The organism is Methylorubrum salsuginis, assembly GCF_900114375.1.
In the GTDB taxonomy this organism is placed as follows: Bacteria; Pseudomonadota; Alphaproteobacteria; order Rhizobiales; family Beijerinckiaceae; genus Methylobacterium; species Methylobacterium salsuginis.
Window position 1 is genome coordinate 17,387 of sequence record NZ_FOSV01000026.1, and the last position, 21,212, is coordinate 38,598.

The window sequence follows — 21,212 nt, forward strand, 5'->3', positions numbered from 1 at the left end:
ACCGCCCGGCCCCCCGCCCGCACCCTGGGAGATGCCCACACGATGACTGGCCGACGCTTCCGCCCCGCCGCCGGTCCGCTGCTCGTGATGGCCGCGCTGGCGCTCCAGCCGCAGCCCGCGAGCGCCCAGGTCTCGTCCTTCCTCGACGGCCTGTTCGGCCGCAAGGAAGAGCCTCCGGCCCCGCCCGCGGCGCCGGAGCCCGAGCCGGAAGCGGCCCCCGCGGCGCCGGCCAAGAAGGCGGACAAGGCGTCCAAGCCCGCCAAGGAGAAGGCGGCGGCGACCGACAAATCCCAGGACAAGACCGGCAGCATCAAGGCGGCGGGCAAGCCCGCCGCGCCCGCCCCTGCCGCGGCGCCCGCCGGCACCCGCGTCGCGGCGGTCGGCGCGCCCAATCTCGGCGCCTCGTTGCAGGATGCCGACCCGGCCCAGATCGTCGCCGGGGCCAACGCCTACTTCAACAGCTTCCAGACGCTGACCGGCTCGTTCATCCAGATCGGCGCCGACGGGCGGCGCATCGGCGGCAAGCTCTCGCTGGTGAAGCCCGGGCGGCTGCGCTTCGAGTACGACCAGCCCTCCCCCCTCGAAGTGGTGGCCGACGGCACCTCGGTGGCCGTGCGCGACCGCAAGCTCGGCACCCAGGATCTCTACTTCATCTCGCAGACGCCGCTGAAATTCCTGCTGCGCGAGAAGATGGACCTCGCCCGCGACCTGACGGTCACGGAAGTGACGAACGATCCGGGCGGCGTGCGCATCGCGCTGGAAGACCGCTCGACGCTCGGCGGCACCTCGAAGATCCAGCTCTACTTCGACGCCGAGATGAAGACCCTGTCGCAGTGGCGGATCACCGATCCGCAGGGCTACCTCACCACGGTGCAGCTCACCAACCTGCAGAAGGGCAAGGCGGTCGACGGATCGCAGTTCTTCATCAATTACGGCCGCGCCGAGGACAAGGCGATCCAGCGCCAGCTCCAGAGCCAGAATCCCTGAGAGCGGTCCCCGGGTGATCGGCCCGGCTCCGAGCCGCGCCGTCATCGCCGAGGGGCGGACGCAATCCATGGCCTCGCCCCTTCGCTGGGGCGCGGCGATGACCGAGCGGACGCCGCCGCCTGGCCGTCCCCGCCGATGGCACGCTCTCGATGGCGTGCGCCCTCCCTCGCAAGGACGGATGAATCGAGCCTCGAGCGAGAGCATCGGCCGGTGGGATGAGGACCGGCTTTCGGAGATGCCGATGCATCACGGAATCGGGGCGCATCGTGCCGAAGACGCGACCCGGCCCAATGCGCTCGGGTGATGTCGAAATATCATCGGCGCCGTAACATAGGCTATAGTCCCTCCGGGGCGCATCATAGGTTATCGTCAAGACTGCGGCAAAACGGTGGGAGGGCCGCATTCCTCTAGGAATACGCTCGGTCTGGTGGTCTAGCTTAAGATTCTCTTCAAGTCTCGGCCGCTCAATGAAGCGTCGCCGCTGAGGGCGGCGTCATTCGAGACGCGAGCCGGCCCTATGCCCGTCCCTTCCGCCGCGCCGGTCCCTCCCCTCGATCCCGTCGGGGCGGCGCTGGCCGAGATGGCGACGCCGCTGCTTCTGCTCGACGCGGGCGGGACCGTGACCTTCGCCAACGTGCGGGCCGCGTCCCTGTTCGCGGGCGCTGCCTCGGCCGGGCCCGTCCTCGCCGCGCTGCTCATGTCCCAAGGGGCGGTCAAGCCCCGTGCCCTGGACGACGCCCTTCGCGCCGGCCGCCCGGCCCGGGAGCGCCTCGCCTTCGCGGACGGGCGCCTCGTCGAGGCGGCGCTCGCGCCTCTCTCCAGCGGCGGCTTCGCACTGACCTTCGACGACGTGACCGAGCATGTGCGCAGTGCGGCGCTCGCCCGGCTGGAGCCGCTGACCGGCTTGTGCAACCGGGCCGAGCTGCACGAGCGGCTGGGCGCCGCCCTCACCGAGGCGGAGCGGGCCGGCGCGCCGCTCGCCGTGCTGCTGCTCGACCTCGACCGGTTCAAGGCCGTCAACGACACGCTGGGCCATCCGGCCGGCGACGCCCTGCTGCGCAAGGTCGCCGAGCGCCTGCGCAACGCCGCCCGCCAGGAGGATGTGATCGCCCGCCTCGGCGGCGACGAGTTCGCGATTCTCCAGATCGGCCGGGCCGGGGCCGACGCCCTGCGAGCGGCCGAGGCGCTGGCCGCCCGCCTCGTCGAACTCGTCGGGCGCACCTACGTGCTCGACGGCCAGATGCTCAATGTCGGCGCGAGCGTCGGCATCGCCCTCTATCCCGCCGATGGGCGCGGCGCGGACGACCTGATGAAACACGCCGACCTCGCGCTCTACCGCGCCAAGGCCGATGGGCGAGCCACCTACCGCTTCTTCGAGCCGGCGATGAACGCCGCAGTGCAGGCCCGCCGCAGTCTGGAGATCGACCTGCGCCGGGCGCTGGCGCTGAAGCAGTTCAGCCTCGCCTTCCAGCCGCAGGTCAGCCTGGAGACCGGCACGGTGTCCGGCTTCGAGGCGCTGCTGCGCTGGCACCATCCCGAGCGCGGCCCGATCTCGCCCGCGACCTTCATCCCGCTGGCGGAGGAAATCGGCGTGATCGTCGGCATCGGCGAGTGGGCCCTGCGCACCGCCTGCCGCGAGGCGGCGTCCTGGGCGCAGCCGGCCTCGATCGCCGTCAACCTGTCGCCGGTCCAGTTCCGCGGCGGCAAGCTCGTCGAGACGGTGACGCTGGCTCTGGCCCAGACCGGCCTCGATCCCGCCCGCCTCGAACTCGAGATCACCGAAGGCGCCCTCCTCGACGACACCGACGGCGTGCTCACCGTGCTGAACGGCTTGCGCGGGCTCGGCGTGCGGATCTCGATGGACGATTTCGGCACCGGCTACTCGTCCTTGAGCTACCTGCAGAAATTCCCCTTCGACAAGATCAAGATCGACCAGTCCTTCGTGCGCGGCATGGCCGGCAGCGCCGAGTGCGGGGCGATCGTGCGGGCCATCGCCCGCCTCGGCGCCAGCCTGGGCATGCGCACCACCGCCGAAGGGGTCGAGACCGCCGACCAGCTCGACGCGATCCGGGCCGAGGGCTGCTCGGAAGTCCAGGGCTACCTCACCGGCCGCCCGATGCCCGCCGACCAAGCCGCCGCCCTCCTGACCTGACCCGCCCCGCGAGGCCCTCATGACCGACGATCTGCGCCGTCTCGTCTATTACAGCCGCAACCGCACCGCGGGCGCGCCCGAGGCCGTGGACGGCACGATCCGCGGCATCCTCGAGACGAGCCGCGTCAACAACGCCCGCGTCGGCGTCACCGGCGCGCTGATGTTCAATGCCGGCTGCTTCGCGCAGGTGCTGGAAGGCCCGACCTCGGCGGTGGAGGCGACTTTCGAGCGTATCCAGCAGGACGAGCGCCACGGCGACGTCGCGCTGCTCGCCTACGACGTGGTCGAGAACCGTCTCTTCACCGACTGGTCGATGGCCTATGTCGGCGCGAGCCAGGCCGAGGTCGCCCGCTACGGCGACCTCGCCGATTCCAGCGGCTTCGACATCGCCCGCATGACCGGCGACCGCCTCTGCGCCGTGCTGCACGGCCTCGCCCTGGAGGAGGAAGCCGCGGCGGCGGCCTGAAGCCCGGCGGTTCCCGATTCCTGCGGCCTCGGCTATCGGAGCGGATCGCCACCGCTCCTCAGGCTGTCCCCGTGCGCCTCACCGTCACGACCTGGAACATCAACTCGGTGCGGCTGCGCATCGAGTCCGTGCTGCGCTTCCTGCGCGAGGTGCGGCCCGATGTGCTGTGCCTGCAGGAGACCAAGTGCCCGGACGAGCTGTTTCCGCTGAAAGCCTTCGAGGGAACGGGCTACGAGAACGTCGTCTACGCCGGCCAGAAGGGCTATAACGGCGTCGCCATCCTCTCGCGTTTCCCGCTCCTGACCCGCGAGGTCATGAGCTTCTGCGGCAAGCCGGATGCCCGCCACATCTGCGCGGCGCTCGGGCCCGAGGCGGGCCAGGCCGCCGGCCTCGTGCTGCACGATTTCTACGTTCCGGCCGGGGGCGACGTGCCCCATCGCGAGCTGAACCCGAAATTCGCGCACAAGCTCGACTTCTTGGCCGAACTGCGCGCCTGGGGCGGGCGCCGCGTCGCCGGCCCGGCGATCCTCGTCGGCGACCTCAACGTCGCGCCGCTGGAGCACGATGTCTGGTCGCACAAGCAGCTGCTCGACGTGGTGAGCCACACCCCCGTCGAGACCGAGGCGCTGGAGACGCTGCGGGGCGAGGCCGGCTGGATCGATGCGGCCCGCCTCCTCACCCCGGAGCCGGAAAAGATCTACACGTGGTGGAGCTACCGCTCGCCCGATTGGGCCGCGGCCAACAAGGGAAGGCGCCTCGACCACGTCTGGGTCTCGCCCGATCTCGCCGGCACGGTGCGCAAGGTCGAGGTGTTTCGCGCGGCGCGCGGCTGGGACAAGCCGTCCGACCATGCCCCGGTGACGCTGACCCTGGAGCTGTGAGGCGGAACGCAGGGGCCCCCTTCGGCATTGGACTTTCAACCCAACAGTCCAAACGGAGACAAGCCCCGCATGCGTGGCATCCTGCGCCAGATCCTCGTCGTGTTCCTGCTGCCCAAGGCCATTTCCTGGGTCCGCCGTCGCTACGGCGGGGGCCGCCACGTCGGTCCGTCCCACCGCTCCTACTGATCGCCGTCTCCGGCCCGGATCGCCCGATCCGGGCCGTTTCGATTTCGACGACGGCCGTAGCCGAACCAGATCGCCAGCCCCACGGCGAGCCAGAGGGCTAGCCGCAGCCAGGTGTCGCCCGGCAGGCTCGCCATCAGCGCGAGGCAGGCGAGGATGCCGAGCACCGGCACGATCGGCCCGCCCGGCACCCGGAACGGGCGCACCCGCTCCGGCTTGGTGTGGCGCAGGATCAGCACGCTGGCGCAGACGAGGATGAAGGCCAGCAGCGTGCCGATGCTGACGAGTTCGCCGAGCACGTCGATCGGCAACAGGGCCGCCACCAGCGCGGTCGCGATCCCGATCAGCGCTTGCGACGCCCACGGCGTCTGCCATCGCGGATGCACACTCGCAAAAAAATCCGGCAGCATCCGGTCGCGGGCCATGGCGTAGAAGATGCGGGCCTGCCCGTAGAGGGCGGTGAGCGTCGCGGTGGTGAGCCCGAGCAGCGCCCCGACCTTGATGGCGAGCGCGAAGCCGGTGAGCCCGGTGGCGTCGATCGCCTTGGCGATCGGGTCCGGCACGGCGAGGTCCCGGTAGGGCACGAGCCCGGTCAGCACCCCCGCGACCGCGATGTAGAGCAGGCTCGTGACGATCAGCGCCCCGATGATGCCGATGGGCGCGTCGCGCTGCGGATTGCGGGTCTCGCCCGCCGCGGTGGCGATGGTCTCGAAGCCGACATAGGCGAAGAACACGACGCCGGCCCCGCGGAAAATCCCGCTCCAGCCGAAGGCGCCGAACGTGCCCTCGTTCGGCGGCACCAGCGGCGACCAGAGTTCGGGCCGGAGATGGCCTACGCCGATTCCGACGAAGGCCAGGATGATCGCGACCTTCAGCGCGACGAGCATCGCGTTGACCCGCGACGCCCCGCGGTTGCCCGCGATCAACAGGACGGTGAGCGCCAGCACGATTCCGGCCGCGGGCAGGTTGACGACCCCGCCCTCCCCCGGCGCGGCCGCGAGCGCCGCGGGGAGCTTCCACCCCGCATCCGCCATCAGGCTCTGGGCGTAGCCCGACCAGCCGACCGCGATCGTGGCGGCGGCGAGCGCGAATTCGAGCACGAGGTCCCAGCCGACGATCCAGGCCGCCAGCGCCCCGAAGGTGACGCGCGCATAGGAATAGCTCGACCCCGCCACTGGCATCGTCGCGGCGAGCTCTGCGTAGCAGAGCCCGACCAGCCCGCTCGCGATCCCACCGAGCACGAAGGACAGCATCAGGCCGGGCCCGGCGTAATGCGCGGCCGCCGTGCCGGTCAGCACGAAGATGCCGGCCCCGACCGTGGAGCCGATGCCGATGCAGATCAGGCTGAGCGCAGAAAGAGTTCTGGCGAGGTCCGGCTCGGCCCTCGGGGCCTCGGCGACACGTTCGCCCGCATTCAAGGAGGTGTCGGTCATGCAGTCCTCGATTTCTGCCGACACCAAGCAAATTCCGCGACAGGCTGCATCCGGCGCGGGACAGGTCCCGCTCTTTTGTGAGCGCCGCCCACCCCTGGCGCTTCCCGCGGTTTCGTGTATGGTCCGCCCGCCTCGACCCGGCTGACGGGCGGGGCTTGTGCCGCTTGCGGCTGACCGTGCTGGACGACATCCCGGCACCGGCCCGACCGCGAGCTTTCGAGCGCCAAAAAACCCCGTTGCGGGCGGCGCTCCCGACCAAACCCCATCTGAAAGGCAAGCCGATGTCGATCACGGCCGAGCGCAAGACCGCGCTCATCAAGGAATACGCGCAGGGCGGCAAGGACACCGGTTCGCCGGAGGTCCAGATCGCGCTGCTCACCGAGCGGATCACCAACCTGACCGCCCACTTCAAGACCCACGGCAAGGACAACCATTCCCGCCGCGGCCTCCTGAAGCTGGTCTCGCAGCGTCGCTCGCTGCTCGACTACCTCAAGCGCAAGGAAGAGAGCCGCTACCGCTCTCTGATCGAGCGCCTCGGCATCCGCCGCTAAACCCTCCGCGCGGTCCCTCGGGACCGCGTTTCACTATGGATCGTCCGGGCATGGGGCTCGGCCGGTCCGCCAGGGCGGCTTCGAGGCGCGAGGCGCCGGGGCAGGATCGCGAGACGCTTCTTTCTGAACGGAAGCGTCTCGCCGTCTTGCCTCTGGCGGCACCGGGCCAGCCCCGCACGCATGAAGGCAGGAAGACAAGAATGTTCGACGTACAACGCGAAGAGCTGATCTGGGGCGACCGCAAGCTCGTTCTGGAAACCGGCAAGACCGCCCGGCAGGCCGACGGCGCCGTGGTCGCCACCTACGGCGAGACCACTGTGCTGGCGACCGTGGTCGCCGCCAAGGAGCCCAAGGCCGGCATCGATTTCATGCCGCTCACGGTCAACTACCAGGAGCGCGCCTATGCCGCCGGCCGCATTCCGGGCGGCTACTTCAAGCGCGAGGGCCGTCCCTCCGAGAAGGAGACGCTGGTCTCCCGCCTGATCGACCGGCCGATCCGCCCGCTCTTCGTCGAGGGTTGGCGCAACGACACCCAGGTCGTCGTCACCGTCCTCTCCCACGATCTCGAGAACGATCCGGACGTGGTCGCCATGGTCGCGGCGTCCGCCGCGCTCACCATCTCCGGCGTGCCGTTCATGGGCCCGATCGGCGCCGCCCGCGTCGGCTACCTCAACGGCGGCTACAAGCTGAACCCGCTGGTGACCGAGGTCGCCGAATCGACCCTCGACCTCGTCGTCGCCGGCACCCAGGACGCCGTCCTGATGGTCGAGTCGGAGGCCAAGGAGCTCTCCGAGGACGTGATGCTCGGGGCCGTGATGTTCGGCCACAAGCACTTCCAGCCGGTCATCGAGGCGATCATCCGTCTCGCCGAGAAGGCCGCCAAGGAGCCGCGCGACTTCTCCCCGCCGGAGAACGCCGATGTCGAGAAGGCGGTGCTCGACATCGCCGAGACGGAGCTGCGCGACGCCTACAAGATCACGGTCAAGCAGGACCGCTACAAGGCCGTCGACGCGGTGAAGGCGAAGGTCGTCGCCGCGCTCTGCCCGGCCGAGGGTGAGCAGAAGTTCTCGCCTGAGAAGGTCAAGGCCGCCTTCAAGGAGGCCCAGTCGAAGGTGGTCCGCTGGAACATCCTCGACACCGGCTCGCGCATCGACGGCCGCGACGTGAAGACCGTCCGCTCGATCGTCTCCGAGGTCGGCGTGCTTCCGCGCGCCCATGGCTCGGCGATGTTCACCCGCGGCGAGACCCAGGCCCTCGTGGTCGCCACCCTCGGCACCGGCGAGGACGAGCAGTTCATCGACGCGCTGGAAGGGACCTACAAGGAGCGCTTCCTGCTCCACTACAACTTCCCTCCCTATTCCGTCGGCGAGACCGGCCGCATGGGCTCGCCCGGCCGCCGCGAGATCGGCCACGGCAAGCTCGCCTGGCGCGCGATCCGTCCGGTTCTGCCGCCGGCCCACGAATTCCCGTACACGATCCGCGTCGTGTCCGAGATCACCGAGTCGAACGGCTCGTCGTCGATGGCCTCGGTCTGCGGCGGATCGCTGTCGCTGATGGATGCGGGCGTGCCCCTGCGCCGTCCGGTCGCCGGCATCGCCATGGGCCTCATCCTCGAGGGTGAGCGCTTCGCGGTGCTGTCCGACATCCTCGGCGACGAGGATCACCTCGGCGACATGGACTTCAAGGTGGCCGGCACGGACGAGGGCATCACCTCGCTCCAGATGGACATCAAGATCGCCGGCATCACCGAGGAGATCATGAAGATCGCCCTCGCCCAGGCGAAGGACGGTCGCGCCCACATCCTCGGTGAGATGGCGAACGCCCTGACCGCGGCCCGTCCGGAGCTCGGCGAGTACGCGCCGCGCATCGAGACGATGCAGATCCCCACCGACAAGATCCGCGACGTGATCGGCACCGGCGGCAAGATCATCCGCGAAATCGTCGAGAAGACCGGCGCCAAGATCAACATTGAGGACACCGGCATCGTCAAGATCGCCTCGTCCGACGGCAAGGCGATCAAGGCGGCCTACAACTGGATCCGCTCCATCGTCGCCGAGCCGGAGGCCGGCACGATCTACGACGGCACGATCGTCAAGATCATGGAGTTCGGCGCCTTCGTGAACTTCTTCGGCGCCAAGGACGGCCTCGTCCACATCTCGGAGCTGGCCCCGCAGCGCGTCGCCAAGGTCGGCGACGTCGTCAAGGAAGGCCAGAAGGTCAAGGTGAAGTTCCTGGGCGCCGACGAGCGCGGCAAGATCCGCCTGTCGATGAAGGTCGTCGATCAGGAGACCGGCGAGGACATCACCGAGCGGCTCAAGGCCGAGCGCGCGGAGCGCGGCGAGCCGGAGCGCGAGGAGCGCTCCGACCGGGGTGATCGCGGCGACCGCGGCCCCCGCCGCGACCGCGGCGAGCGCCGCCGCGAGGCGGGCGAGTAAGCCTCCTCCCTCGGATCATCCGACGACAGTGAAAGGCGCGGTCCCGAAAGGGGCCGCGCCTTTGTCGTTCGAGCGGGCGCCCCGTCGAAGCCGCAGCGCCTGTAACAGCGGCCGAAGCTTGGACTTGCGGCTGTGCTCGATCCGGCCGCGCGAGGCCGGTGCGCCGAACGGCGACCGCTTCCGCGCGCCCAGGCGGGTCGGTAGAAGAACCTCCCTTTCTCGCAGGAGCGCGCCATGGCCGACGACCTCGTCTTCTACACCTCGCCGATGTCCCGCGGCCGGATCGTGCGGTGGATGCTGGAGGAGGTGGGGCGGCCCTACCGCACGGAACTCGTCGGCTTCGGCCCGGCGATGAAGGCGGAGGCCTACCGGGCGATCAATCCGATGGGGAAGGTGCCCGCGCTGACCCACGGCGCGACGGTGGTGACCGAGTGCGCGGCGATCCTGACCTATCTCGCCGACGCCTTCCCCGAGGCTGGGCTCGCGCCGGAGCCGGCGGCACGGGCCCGGGGTGATTATTACCGCTGGCTGTTCTTCTGTGCCGGCCCGGTCGAGGCGGCGGTCACCAACACGGTTCTCGGCGTGACCGTGCCGGACGATCCCCGCAAGCGCGGCATGGTCGGCTACGGCAGCCTGGAGGCGGTGCTCGACACCCTCGAAGGTGCGGTCTCGGGCCGGGAGTTCATCGCGGGGGAGCGCTTCAGCGCCGCCGACCTGTATCTCGCCGCCCATCTCGGCTGGGGCATGCAGTTCGGCACGATCCCGCGGCGCCCGGCCTTCGAGGCCTATGCCGACCGCCACGCCGCGCGACCCGCGGCGGTGCGGGCGCGGGAGATCGACGACGGCCTGCTCGCCCAGCAGGCCGCGTCATAGCTGCATTGTTGGCAGCCTTGCAGGAACGCCCGCGCCTGCGCCGCGTTCGCCCCGCGAATCCTGACCCAACGAGGACGCGGATAGAACCATGAACGAGATGATCGAAGACATCTTCAGCGGCACGCCGAACCTGAGCATGACCGAGCGGGCGGTGTCCGTGGCGCTCGGGCTCGGCATTGCGGCGGCGGCCGCCCAGCCCCGGCCGAACAAGTGGTTGTCGCTGGCCGCCCTCGTGGTCGGCGTCGGCCTCGCCGTGCGCGGCGCCACCGGCCACTGCGCCGTCAAATCGCTCACCCACGGCGATCACGACCGCCTCGCCTGAGTTGGTCTGAAGCACGTAACGAGAAAGGGGCGCTCCTCGCGGGGCGCCCCTTTTTCTTGTCCGGATCGTTCGGCTCCGCCGCAGGGCGGAGCCGGGATCGCCTCAGTAGGTCCGGCTGCTGGTGCGGCTGGCGATGAAGCCGTAGATCGCGAGCACCACGCAGGCGCCGACGATGGACCCGATGAAGCGGGCGCCTTCGTTCGGGCCGTACCAGCCGACCGCCTGACCGATGAAGGTCGCCAGGACGGCGCCGACGATGCCGAGGATCGTCGTCATGATGAAGCCGGTCGGCTCGAACCGGTTGCCCGGCATGATGAACTTCGCGATCACGCCGGCGACGAAGCCGATGATGATGGTCCAGAGAATGCTCATGTGCGACCTCTAAAAGCCTGGAACGCTTGCCGAATCGAGGATTGGACGAGGCCGGGCGGCCTAGCCCGGCATCAGCCTTGGCCGTTGTCGGTTGACAAACGCGCGAGCGGAGCGGGCGGTTGCCTCGGACGCTGCGCGGTGCAGCAAAAATCGCGAGGCCTTTACGCGGAACCGCTCCCGGCGGCAGAAGGGGCCGGGCATTTTCGCCGACCAGAGGCCATCGCCGACATCATGACCATCGAGCGCTACGAGACCGGACCCCGCATGTGCCAAGGCGCCGCCCATGGCGGGCTGGTGTTCCTGGCGGGCCAAGTGGCCGCCGACCCGGTCGGCAACGGCGTCACCGTTCAGACGCAAGCCGTGCTGGAACAGATCGACCGGCTGCTGGCGCAGGCCGGCAGCCACAAGTCCCGCATCCTCTCGACCACGATCTATCTCGCCGACATCGCCACTTTCGCCGAGATGAACGCCGCCTGGGACGCCTGGGTCGATCGCGAGAACCCGCCGGCGCGTGCCACCGTCGAGGCGAAGCTCGCCGCCCCCGAATATCTCGTCGAGATCGTGGTGGTGGCCGCGCGGGGCGAGCCGTGATCCGGCGGAGCCTCCTGCGAGGGCTTTCGGCCGCTCTCGCCGCCCTCCCCCTCCTCGTTGCCGGCGGCGCGCGGGCGGAGGAGCGCGTCGTCAACATCTACAACTGGTCGGACTATATCGACCCGAAGGTGCTGGAGGACTTCACCAGGGAGACTGGCATCAAGGTCGTCTACGACACCTACGACAACAACGAGGTGCTGGAGACCAAGCTGCTCGCCGGCAAGTCCGGCTACGACGTGGTGGTGCCGTCCGGTCCCTTCCTCCAGCGGCTGATCAAGGCGGGCGTGTTCCTGCCGCTCGACAAGACCAAGATCCCGAACCTGAAGAACGTGTGGCCGGAGATCGCCAACCGGCTCCAGGCCTACGACCCCGGCAACACCTTCGCGGTCGATTACATGTGGGGCACGACCGGGCTGGGCGTGAACGTCGCGGCCGTGCGCGAGCGGCTCGGCCCCAACGTCCCTCTCAACAGCTGGAGCGTCGTGCTCAATCCGAGCACGATGGCCAAGCTGAAGGATTGCGGCGTCATGCTCCTCGATTCGCCCGAGGACCTGATCCCGTCGATCCTGCCGTTCTACGGCTACAAGGTCGATTCCAAGCGCTGGGACGACATCACCACGGTGACCGACGCCCTCTACAAGGTTCGCGGCGCCGTTCGGAAGTTCCATTCGTCCGAATACATCAACGGGCTCGCCAACGGCGATCTGTGCCTCGCGGTCGGCTATTCGGGCGACGTGCTGCAAGCCAAGAAGCGGGCCGAGGAATCGAAGAACGGCGTCGAGATCGCCTACTTCATCCCGAAGGAGGGCACGCAGATGTGGTTCGATACCTTCGCGATCCCGAAGGATGCGGCCCATCCTACGGAGGCCTATGCCTTCATCGACTACATGATGCGGCCCGAGGTGGCGGCGGCCAACACCAACTTCGTGTCCTACGCCAACGGCAACCTGCCCTCGCAGAAGTTCGTGAAGCCGGAGATCCTGAAGGACCCCGGCATCTATCCGGACGAGGCGACGATGCAGCGGCTCTCCACCAACACCGCCTGGAACGACACGACGCAGCGCTTCGTCACGCGGGCGTGGACGCGGGTGCGGACGGGGCGCTGAGCCCCTCCTCGTGACGGGGTTCCCAAAGGATATCATCCCTTTGGCGGGGCGCTGGGGCAGACCCCCGGCCAACGAAAAGGCCCCGGCTCTCACGAGCCGGGGCCTTTTCGTTAGGTTCGATCCTCCCGAAGGAGCGGCCGATTACTCGGCCGCCGCCGGGGGCAGTTCGCTGAGTTCGGCGGCGTTGGCCGCGTTCTCGGAGGAGCGCTGCTGCAGGATCAGGCTGTCGCGGCGGCGCGCGATGGAGCGGATGTCCGCCGCGAGCGAGCCGGTGCCGGCCGGGATGAGCGAGCCGACGATGACGTTCTCCTTGAGGCCTTCCAGGGTGTCGACCTTGCCGTTGACCGCCGCCTCGGTGAGGACGCGGGTGGTCTCCTGGAACGAGGCCGCCGAGATGAACGACTTCGTCTGCAGCGACGCCTTGGTGATGCCGAGCAGGACGGGCACGCCCTGGATCGGCTTCTTGCCCTCGGCGAGCAGCTTCTCGTTGAAGTCGGCCAGTTCCGTGCGGTCGATCTGGTCGCCCGTGAGGATGTCCGAATCGCCGCCGTCGGTGATCTCGACCTTCTGCAGCATCTGGCGAACGATCACCTCGATGTGCTTGTCGTTGATCGACACGCCCTGCAGTCGGTAGACCTCCTGGATCTCGTTGACGAGGTAAGCGGCGAGCTCCTCCACGCCCTTGATCGCCAGGATGTCGTGCGGCGCCGGGTTGCCGTCGACGATGTAGTCGCCGAGCTCGACCACGTCCCCGTCCTGAAGGTGGATGTGCTTGCCCTTCGGGATCAGGTACTCGACCGGATCGGATCCGTCATGCGGCGTCAGCGTGAGCCGGCGCTTGTTCTTGTAGTCGCGGCCGAAGGCGATCGAGCCGGACTTTTCGGCGATGATCGCCGCATCCTTCGGGCGACGCGCCTCGAACAGCTCCGCCACCCGCGGCAGACCGCCGGTGATGTCGCGGGTCTTGGCCGAGTCGGTCGAGACGCGGGCGAGCACGTCGCCAGCCTTCACCTTCGCGCCGGGATCGAGGCCGATGATGGCATCGACGGGCAGGAAGTAGCGGGCATCCGAGCCGCGCGGCAGCTTGATCGGCTTGCCGTCGCGGTCGAGCACGAGCATCGCCGGCTTGAGGTCGGACGTGCGCGAGGAACCGCGCCAGTCGATGACCACGCGCTTGGCGATACCGGTCGACTCGTCGGTGGTCTCGGTGATGGACTGGCCATCGTAGAGATCCTCGTAGCCGACGATGCCGTCCACCTCGGCCACGATCGGACGGGTGTAGGGATCCCATTCGGCGATCCGCTGGCCGCGCTTGATCGTGTCGCCCTCGTCGACCCGCACCTTGGCGCCGTATTGCAGGCGGTGGACCGCCCGCTCGGCGCCGTCGGGGCCGACGATCACTACCGCGACCGAGCGGCCGGTGGCGATGAGGTCGCCGTCCGAGTTCTTGGCGAGCGCCCGGTTGCGGATCTTGATCGTGCCCTCGAAGCTCGATTCGACGAAGGACGAATCCGCGATCTGCGCCGCGCCGCCGATGTGGAAGGTGCGCATGGTGAGCTGGGTGCCCGGCTCGCCGATCGACTGCGCCGCGATGACGCCGACGGCCTCGCCCATGTTGACGGGCGTGCCGCGGGCGAGATCGCGCCCGTAGCAGGTGGCGCAGACGCCGCTCTTGGTCTGGCAGACCAGCACCGAGCGGATCTTCACCTCCTGGATGCCCGCGGCGGCGATGGCCGGCAGGTGCTTCTCCTCGATCGTCTCGTTCGTCTTGACGATGACGCTGCCGTCCTGCGCGATCAGATCCTCGGCCGTGGCGCGGCCCAGGATGCGGATGGCGAGGGGGGCGACGACCTGGCCGGCATCGATGATGGCGCGCATCTTGATGCCGTTGGTGGTGCCGCAATCGACTTCGCGGATGACGGCGTCCTGCGCCACGTCCACGAGGCGGCGGGTGAGGTAACCCGAGTTCGCGGTCTTCAGCGCCGTGTCCGCGAGGCCCTTGCGGGCGCCGTGGGTGGAGTTGAAGTACTCGAGAACGTCGAGGCCTTCCTTGAAGTTCGAGATGATCGGGGTCTCGATGATCTCGCCCGAGGGCTTGGCCATGAGGCCGCGCATCGCCGCGAGCTGCTTCATCTGCGCGGGCGAGCCACGGGCGCCCGAGTGGCTCATCATGTAGATCGAGTTGACCTGCTTGTCCGCGCCCTTCTCGTCCTTACGGACGGCGGAGATGCGGCCCATCATCTCGGCGGCGAGCTTGTCCGAGCACTTGGCCCAGGCATCGACCACCTTGTTGTACTTCTCACCCTGGGTGATCAGGCCGTCGTTGTACTGCTGCTCGTAGTCCTTCACCAGCGTGCGGGTGTCGTCCACGATCTGCCACTTGTTCTCCGGCACGACCATGTCGTCCTTGCCGAACGAGATGCCGGCGCGGAAGGCGTGGCTGAAGCCGAGCGCCATGATGCGGTCGCAGAAGATCACCGACTCCTTCTGACCGCAATGGCGGTAGACGGTGTCGATCATCGCCGAGATTTCCTTCTTGGTCATCAGCTTGTTGACGACGTCGAAGGGCACCTTCGGGTGCATCGGCAGCACGCCGGACAGGATCACGCGGCCCGGCGTGGTGTCGTAGATGCGGGAGACCGGCTCGCCGTCCGGCCCGAGGCCGCGCCAGCGCCACTTGATCTTGGAGTGCAGCGAGACGGTCTTGGCCGCGAGCGCATGCTCGAGCTGACCGATATCGCCGAACACGCCCTGCATCGGGTTGGTCTTGTCGTCGGGAATATGCGCGCCGACCGCGCCGTCGGCGACGATCGACAGGTAGTAGAGGCCGAGCACGATGTCCTGCGACGGCACGATGATCGGCTGACCGTTGGCCGGGTGCAGGATGTTGTTGGTCGACATCATCAGGACGCGCGCTTCCAACTGAGCCTCGAGGCTCAGGGGCACGTGCACGGCCATCTGGTCGCCGTCGAAGTCGGCGTTGAACGCAGCGCAGACCAGCGGGTGCAGCTGGATCGCCTTGCCCTCGATCAGCTTCGGCTCGAAGGCCTGGATGCCGAGGCGGTGGAGCGTCGGCGCGCGGTTCAGCATCACCGGGTGCTCGCGGATCACCTCATCGAGGATGTCCCAAACCTCCGGCTTTTCCTTCTCCACGAGCTTCTTGGCCTGCTTGACGGTGGCCGAGAAACCCTTGGCGTCGAGGCGCGCGTAGATGAACGGCTTGAACAGCTCCAAGGCCATCTTCTTCGGCAGGCCGCACTGGTGCAGCTTCAGCTCCGGGCCGACCACGATGACCGAGCGGCCCGAGTAGTCGACGCGCTTGCCGAGCAGGTTCTGGCGGAAGCGGCCCTGCTTGCCCTTCAGCATGTCGGCGAGCGACTTCAGCGGACGCTTGTTGGCACCCGTGATGACGCGGCCGCGGCGACCGTTGTCGAACAGCGCATCGACCGCTTCCTGAAGCATGCGCTTCTCGTTGCGGATGATGATGTCCGGCGCGCGCAGCTCGATCAGCCGCTTGAGGCGGTTGTTGCGGTTGATGACGCGGCGATACAGGTCGTTGAGGTCGGAGGTGGCGAAGCGGCCGCCGTCGAGCGGGACCAGCGGGCGCAGGTCCGGCGGGATCACCGGCACGACCGTCAGGATCATCCACTCGGGCCGGTTGCCCGACATCTGGAACGCCTCGATGATTTTGAGGCGCTTCATCAGCTTCTTGGGCTTCAGCTCGGAGGTCGTCGTCGCGATCTCCTCCTTGAGCGAGGCCGCGATGCCCTCGAGATCGAGCTCCATCAGGATGCGCCGGATCGCCTCGGCGCCGATCATCGCCGTGAAGCTGTCCTCGCCGTATTCCTCCTGCGCGCGCAGGTACTCTTCCTCCGAGAGGAGCTGACGCTCCTTGAGGGGCGTGAGGCCCGGCTCGATGACGACGTAGGACTCGAAGTAGAGGATCCGCTCGAGGTCCTTGAGGGCCATGTCGAGCAGGAGGCCGATGCGGGAGGGCAGCGACTTCAGGAACCAGATGTGGGCGACGGGGGCGGCCAGCTCGATATGACCCATGCGGTCGCGCCGGACGCGCGCGAGGGTGACCTCGACGCCGCACTTCTCGCAGATGACGCCCTTGTACTTCATGCGCTTGTACTTGCCGCACAAGCACTCGTAATCCTTGATCGGCCCGAAGATGCGCGCGCAGAACAGGCCGTCGCGCTCGGGCTTGAAGGTGCGGTAGTTGATCGTCTCGGGCTTCTTGATCTCACCGTAGGACCACGAGAGGATCTTTTCCGGCGACGAGATCGAGATCTTGATCTGGTCGAAGCTTTGCGGCTGAGCCTGCTGGTTGAAAAGGTTCATGACCTCTTGGTTCATGATCCGCTCCTTGCTCGCACGACGCCCCGCGCCTGGGCTGCCGTGACTGAAATCTTCTGATGCGCCGCGCCTTCGCGGGCACCGCCGGCCGTCCTTGGGAGGCCCTGCCCCTCCCGGCTCGACCGCGGCGGCTCATCGCCGCCGCGGGAGGTGTCGTTCGCCTTACTCGGCCGCCTCGGCCGGCGGCTCGATCTGGTCGTTGTTGGCGTTCTGCTTCGAGGAGGTGAGCTCGACGTTGAGGCCGAGCGAGCGCATCTCCTTGACCAGCACGTTGAACGACTCGGGGATACCCGCCTCGAAGGTGTCGTCGCCGCGCACGATCGCCTCATAGACCTTGGTGCGGCCGGCCACGTCGTCCGACTTCACCGTGAGCATCTCCTGCAGCGTGTAGGCCGCGCCGTAGGCCTCCAGCGCCCAGACCTCCATCTCGCCGAAGCGCTGGCCGCCGAACTGCGCCTTGCCGCCCAGCGGCTGCTGAGTGACGAGCGAGTAGGGGCCGATCGAGCGGGCGTGGATCTTGTCGTCCACGAGGTGGTGGAGCTTCAGCATGTAGATGTAGCCCATGGTGACCTTGCGGTCGAAGGGCTCGCCGGTGCGCCCGTCGTAGAGCGTCGACTGCGCCGAGCGGTCGAGCCCGGCCATCTCCAGCATCGTCTCGATGTCGGCTTCCTTGGCGCCGTTGAACACCGGGGTCGCCATCGGCACGCCGCGCCGCACGTTGTTGCCGGCCTCCGCCAGATCCTCGTCCGACAGGCCTTCCAGCTCCGCCGGGGAGTAGATCGCCTGCATCTCCTCCTTCAGCGGACCGATGTCCTGCGTCTTCAGATAGGCATCGACCGCCTTGGACACCTTGCGCCCTAAGCCCGCAGCCGCCCAGCCGAGGTGGGTCTCGAGGATCTGGCCGACGTTCATGCGCGAGGGCACGCCGAGCGGGTTGAGCACGATGTCGGCATGCGTGCCGTCCTCGAGGAACGGCATGTCCTCGATCGGCACGATGCGCGACACCACGCCCTTGTTGCCGTGGCGGCCGGCCATCTTGTCGCCGGGCTGGATCTTGCGCTTCACCGCCACGAAGACCTTGACCATCTTCATGACGCCGGGGGGCAGCTCGTCGCCGCGCTGCAGCTTCTCGACCTTGTCGAGGAAGCGCTGCTCGAGGCGCTTCTTCGACTCGTCGTACTGCTTCTGCATCGCCTCGATTTCCGTCATCAGACGGTCCTCGACGACGGCGAACTGCCACCATTGCGAGCGCGGATACTCGTTGATGATCTCCCGCGTCAGGGTGGTGTCCTTGCGGAAGCCCTTCGGGCCGGCGATCGGCGACTGGCCGATCAGGACGTCGGCGAGACGCGCATAGGTGTTGCGGTCAAGGATGGTCTGCTCGTCGTCGCGGTCCTTGGCGAGACGCTCGATCTCCTCGCGCTCGATGGCCTGGGCGCGCTCGTCCTTGTCGACGCCGTGGCGGTTGAACACCCGCACCTCGACGATCGTGCCGGTGACGCCCGGCGGCACCCGCAGCGAGGTGTCGCGCACGTCCGAGGCCTTCTCGCCGAAGATGGCGCGGAGCAGCTTCTCCTCCGGCGTCATCGGGCTCTCGCCCTTCGGCGTGATCTTGCCGACCAGGATGTCGCCCGCGTGGACCTCGGCGCCGATATAGACGATGCCGGCTTCGTCGAGGTTCTTGAGCGCCTCTTCCGAGACGTTCGGGATGTCGCGGGTGATCTCCTCCGGACCCAGCTTGGTGTCGCGGGCCATCACCTCGAATTCCTCGATGTGGATCGAGGTGAACACGTCATCCTTCACGATCCGCTCGGAGAGCAGGATCGAATCCTCGAAGTTGTAGCCGTTCCACGGCATGAACGCGACGAGCACGTTGCGGCCGAGCGCGAGCTCGCCGAACTCGGTCGAGGGACCGTCGGCGATGATCTCGCCCTTCTTCACCTGCTCGCCGACGCGCACCAGCGGCTTCTGCGTGATGCAGGTCGACTGGTTGGAGCGCTGGAACTTCTGCAGGCGGTAGATGTCGACGCCGGGCTTGGTCGGGTCGGTCTCCTCGTTGGCGCGGATGACGATACGGGTGGCGTCCACCTGATCGATGATGCCCGAGCGGCGCGCCGCGATGGCGGCACCCGAATCGCGGGCGACCACGGCTTCCATGCCGGTGCCGACGAAGGGCGCATCGGCGCGAACCAGCGGCACCGCCTGGCGCTGCATGTTCGAGCCCATCAGCGCGCGGTTGGCGTCGTCGTTCTCAAGGAACGGGATCAGCGCCGCGGCGACCGAGACGAGCTGCTTGGGCGACACGTCCATGAGATCGACGCGCTCGGGGCCGACGACGATCACTTCACCGGCGCGGCGGCAGACCACGAGTTCCTCGGTGAGGCGCTTGTCGGCGTCCATCTGCGCGTTGGCCTGGGCGACGTAGTACTTCGCCTCCTCCATCGCAGAGAGGTACGACACCTCGTTGGTGACGACGCCGTCCTTCACCTTGCGGAACGGCGTCTCGATGAAGCCGTACTTGTTCACGCGGGCGAAGGTCGCGAGCGAGTTGATCAGACCGATGTTCGGGCCTTCCGGCGTCTCGATCGGGCAGATGCGGCCATAATGCGTCGGGTGCACGTCGCGCACCTCGAAGCCGGCGCGCTCGCGGGTCAGACCGCCCGGGCCGAGCGCCGACAGGCGGCGCTTGTGCGTCACCTCGGAGAGCGGATTGGTCTGGTCCATGAACTGCGACAGCTGCGACGAGCCGAAGAACTCGCGCACGGCCGCGGCGGCCGGCTTCGCGTTGATCAGGTCCTGCGGCATCACCGTGTCGATATCGACCGACGACATGCGCTCCTTGATGGCGCGCTCCATGCGCAGGAGGCCCAGGCGGTACTGGTTCTCCATCAGCTCGCCGACCGAGCGGACGCGGCGGTTGCCGAGGTGATCGATGTCGTCGATCTCGCCCTTGCCGTCGCGCAGGTCCACCAGCGCCTTGACGACCGCCAGCATGTCCTCCTTGCGGAGCGTGCGCACGGTGTCGGCGGCGTCGAGGTCGAGGCGCATGTTCATCTTCACGCGGCCGACCGCCGAGAGGTCGTAGCGCTCGGCGTCGAAGAACAGCGAGTGGAACATCGCCTCGGCCGTGTCGAGGGTCGGCGGCTCGCCCGGGCGCATGACCCGGTAGATGTCGAACAGCGCGCCCTCGCGGCCGGAATTCTTGTCCACGGCCAGGGTGTTGCGGATGTAGGGGCCGACATTGACGTGGTCGATGTCGAGCACCGGCAGCTCGGTGACGCCGACATCGTCGAGCGCCTTGAGCAGCTTCTCGGAGATCTCGTCGCCGGCCTCGGCCCAGATCTCGCCCGTCTTCATGTTGACGAGGTCCTCGGCGATGTACTGCCCGACGAGGTCCTCGTCGGTCGCCTTGAGGAACTTGGTGCCCTTCTCGCCGATGAGGCGGGCGTTGCGGGCGTTGAGCTTCTTGCCGGCCTCCAGCACCACCTCGCCGGAATCGGCGTCGATGAGATCGACCGAGGCCTTGAAGCCCTTCAGCCGCTCGGCATCGAACGGCACGCGCCAGTCGGCGCCGTCGCGGACGTATTCCACGCGGTTGTAGAAGGTCGAGAGGATCTCCTCGCCGTCGAGGCCCAGCGCGAACAGCAGCGAGGTGACCGGCAGCTTGCGCTTGCGGTCGATGCGCACGTGCACGATGTCCTTGGCGTCGAACTCGACGTCGAGCCAGGAGCCGCGATACGGGATGATGCGGGCGGCGAACAGCAGCTTGCCCGAAGAGTGCGTCTTGCCCTTGTCGTGGTCGAAGAACACGCCCGGCGAGCGGTGCATCTGCGAGACGATGACGCGCTCGGTGCCGTTGACGATGAAGGTGCCGTTGTCCGTCATGAGCGGCATGTCGCCCATGTAGACATCCTGCTCCTTGATGTCCTTGACGGACTTGGCGCCGGTATCCGGGTCCACGTCGAACACGATCAGGCGCAGCGTCACCTTGAGCGGGGCCGCGAAGGTGATGCCGCGCTGGCGGCACTCGTCGACGTCGTATTTCGGCTGCTCGAAGGTGTAGCGGACGAATTCGAGCAGAGCGGTCGAGGCGAAGTCGGAGATCGGGAAGACCGACTTGAAGACGCTCTGCAGGCCCTCGTCGCCGCGCCCGCCCTCCGGCTCGTCCACCATCAGGAACTGGTCGTAGGACGCCTTCTGAACCTCGATGAGGTTCGGCATCTCGGCGACTTCCCGGATCTTGCCGAAGAACTTGCGAATGCGCTTGCGACCGACCAGCGTGTTGGCCATGAGACCTCGCTCCACCATTCCCGCGTCCTGGTTGCCCGGGGAAGGCGTCTCGCCTCCCGCGCCGGGCCGGCAGACGCGTCCCGCCGGACCGCCTGCCCCGTATCAAAAATTCCCGCCCTCGCTGCGGACCTGATCCGGGGTCCGCCGGTCGCCTGAATTCCAGCTTGCGCCAGAAGCGACCTTAGCCCGCGGGCGAGGCACCCGCGGGCTC

The 21,212-nt window shown here is 68.1% G+C and carries 14 protein-coding genes; 10 read left to right on the forward strand and 4 right to left on the reverse strand.

Annotation, left to right across the window (positions count from 1 at the left end; genetic code table 11):
- The first annotated feature begins 42 nt into the window (after positions 1-42).
- The 4 genes from BM140_RS21610 (at position 43) to BM140_RS21625 (ending at position 4,486) form a co-directional block, all read left to right on the forward strand.
- Positions 43-987, forward strand: coding sequence for a LolA family protein (locus tag BM140_RS21610; protein WP_091951005.1), 945 nt, complete (start codon positions 43-45; stop codon positions 985-987).
- Between the two features lie 517 nt (positions 988-1,504).
- Positions 1,505-3,139 carry a putative bifunctional diguanylate cyclase/phosphodiesterase gene (locus tag BM140_RS21615; protein WP_091951007.1) on the forward strand — a complete coding sequence of 545 codons (1,635 nt, stop codon included), beginning with the start codon at positions 1,505-1,507 and terminating at the stop codon, positions 3,137-3,139.
- Between the two features lie 19 nt (positions 3,140-3,158).
- Positions 3,159-3,605: a BLUF domain-containing protein gene (locus BM140_RS21620; protein ID WP_091951009.1), complete on the forward strand. Its 447-nt coding sequence runs from the start codon at positions 3,159-3,161 to the stop codon at positions 3,603-3,605.
- Positions 3,606-3,676: 71 nt separating this feature from the next.
- Complete coding sequence (locus BM140_RS21625; protein ID WP_091951011.1) at positions 3,677-4,486, forward strand: exodeoxyribonuclease III; 810 nt, start codon at positions 3,677-3,679, stop codon at positions 4,484-4,486.
- Between the two features lie 179 nt (positions 4,487-4,665).
- On the opposite strand, the gene BM140_RS21630 is transcribed toward BM140_RS21625, so the two are convergent.
- Positions 4,666-6,102 (reverse strand): amino acid permease, encoded by a 1,437-nt coding sequence (locus tag BM140_RS21630; protein ID WP_091951013.1) that lies wholly within the window; start codon positions 6,100-6,102, stop codon positions 4,666-4,668.
- A 281-nt stretch (positions 6,103-6,383) separates the two neighbouring features.
- Between BM140_RS21630 and rpsO the strand changes: the two genes are divergently transcribed.
- From rpsO to BM140_RS21650, 4 genes are all read left to right on the forward strand, one after another.
- Positions 6,384-6,653 (forward strand): 30S ribosomal protein S15, encoded by a 270-nt coding sequence (gene rpsO / locus BM140_RS21635; protein ID WP_091951075.1) that lies wholly within the window; start codon positions 6,384-6,386, stop codon positions 6,651-6,653.
- A 200-nt stretch (positions 6,654-6,853) separates the two neighbouring features.
- Positions 6,854-9,088 carry a polyribonucleotide nucleotidyltransferase gene (gene pnp, locus BM140_RS21640; protein ID WP_091951015.1) on the forward strand — a complete coding sequence of 745 codons (2,235 nt, stop codon included), beginning with the start codon at positions 6,854-6,856 and terminating at the stop codon, positions 9,086-9,088.
- A 234-nt stretch (positions 9,089-9,322) separates the two neighbouring features.
- Positions 9,323-9,961 (forward strand): glutathione S-transferase family protein, encoded by a 639-nt coding sequence (locus BM140_RS21645; protein WP_091951017.1) that lies wholly within the window; start codon positions 9,323-9,325, stop codon positions 9,959-9,961.
- 88 nt (positions 9,962-10,049) lie between these two features.
- Positions 10,050-10,283, forward strand: coding sequence for a YgaP-like transmembrane domain (locus BM140_RS21650; protein WP_091951019.1), 234 nt, complete (start codon positions 10,050-10,052; stop codon positions 10,281-10,283).
- A gap of 102 nt (positions 10,284-10,385) precedes the next feature.
- On the opposite strand, the gene BM140_RS21655 is transcribed toward BM140_RS21650, so the two are convergent.
- A complete protein-coding gene (locus BM140_RS21655; protein ID WP_091951021.1) occupies positions 10,386-10,655 on the reverse strand; it encodes a GlsB/YeaQ/YmgE family stress response membrane protein in 270 nt (89 codons plus the stop codon).
- Between the two features lie 231 nt (positions 10,656-10,886).
- On the opposite strand from BM140_RS21655, the gene BM140_RS21660 reads away from it, so the two are divergent.
- Complete coding sequence (locus BM140_RS21660) at positions 10,887-11,246, forward strand: RidA family protein (RefSeq protein WP_056237534.1); 360 nt, start codon at positions 10,887-10,889, stop codon at positions 11,244-11,246.
- A complete protein-coding gene (locus BM140_RS21665) occupies positions 11,243-12,352 on the forward strand; it encodes a polyamine ABC transporter substrate-binding protein (protein WP_091951023.1) in 1,110 nt (369 codons plus the stop codon). The genes BM140_RS21660 and BM140_RS21665 overlap by 4 nt, the downstream gene beginning before the upstream one ends.
- A gap of 141 nt (positions 12,353-12,493) precedes the next feature.
- Here BM140_RS21665 and rpoC read toward each other — a convergent pair whose 3' ends face one another.
- Both rpoC and rpoB read right to left on the reverse strand, forming a co-directional pair.
- Positions 12,494-16,711 carry a DNA-directed RNA polymerase subunit beta' gene (rpoC, locus tag BM140_RS21670; protein ID WP_091951025.1) on the reverse strand — a complete coding sequence of 1,406 codons (4,218 nt, stop codon included), beginning with the start codon at positions 16,709-16,711 and terminating at the stop codon, positions 12,494-12,496.
- A 162-nt stretch (positions 16,712-16,873) separates the two neighbouring features.
- Positions 16,874-21,001 (reverse strand): DNA-directed RNA polymerase subunit beta, encoded by a 4,128-nt coding sequence (gene rpoB, locus BM140_RS21675; RefSeq protein ID WP_091951027.1) that lies wholly within the window; start codon positions 20,999-21,001, stop codon positions 16,874-16,876.
- Positions 21,002-21,212 lie beyond the last annotated feature (211 nt).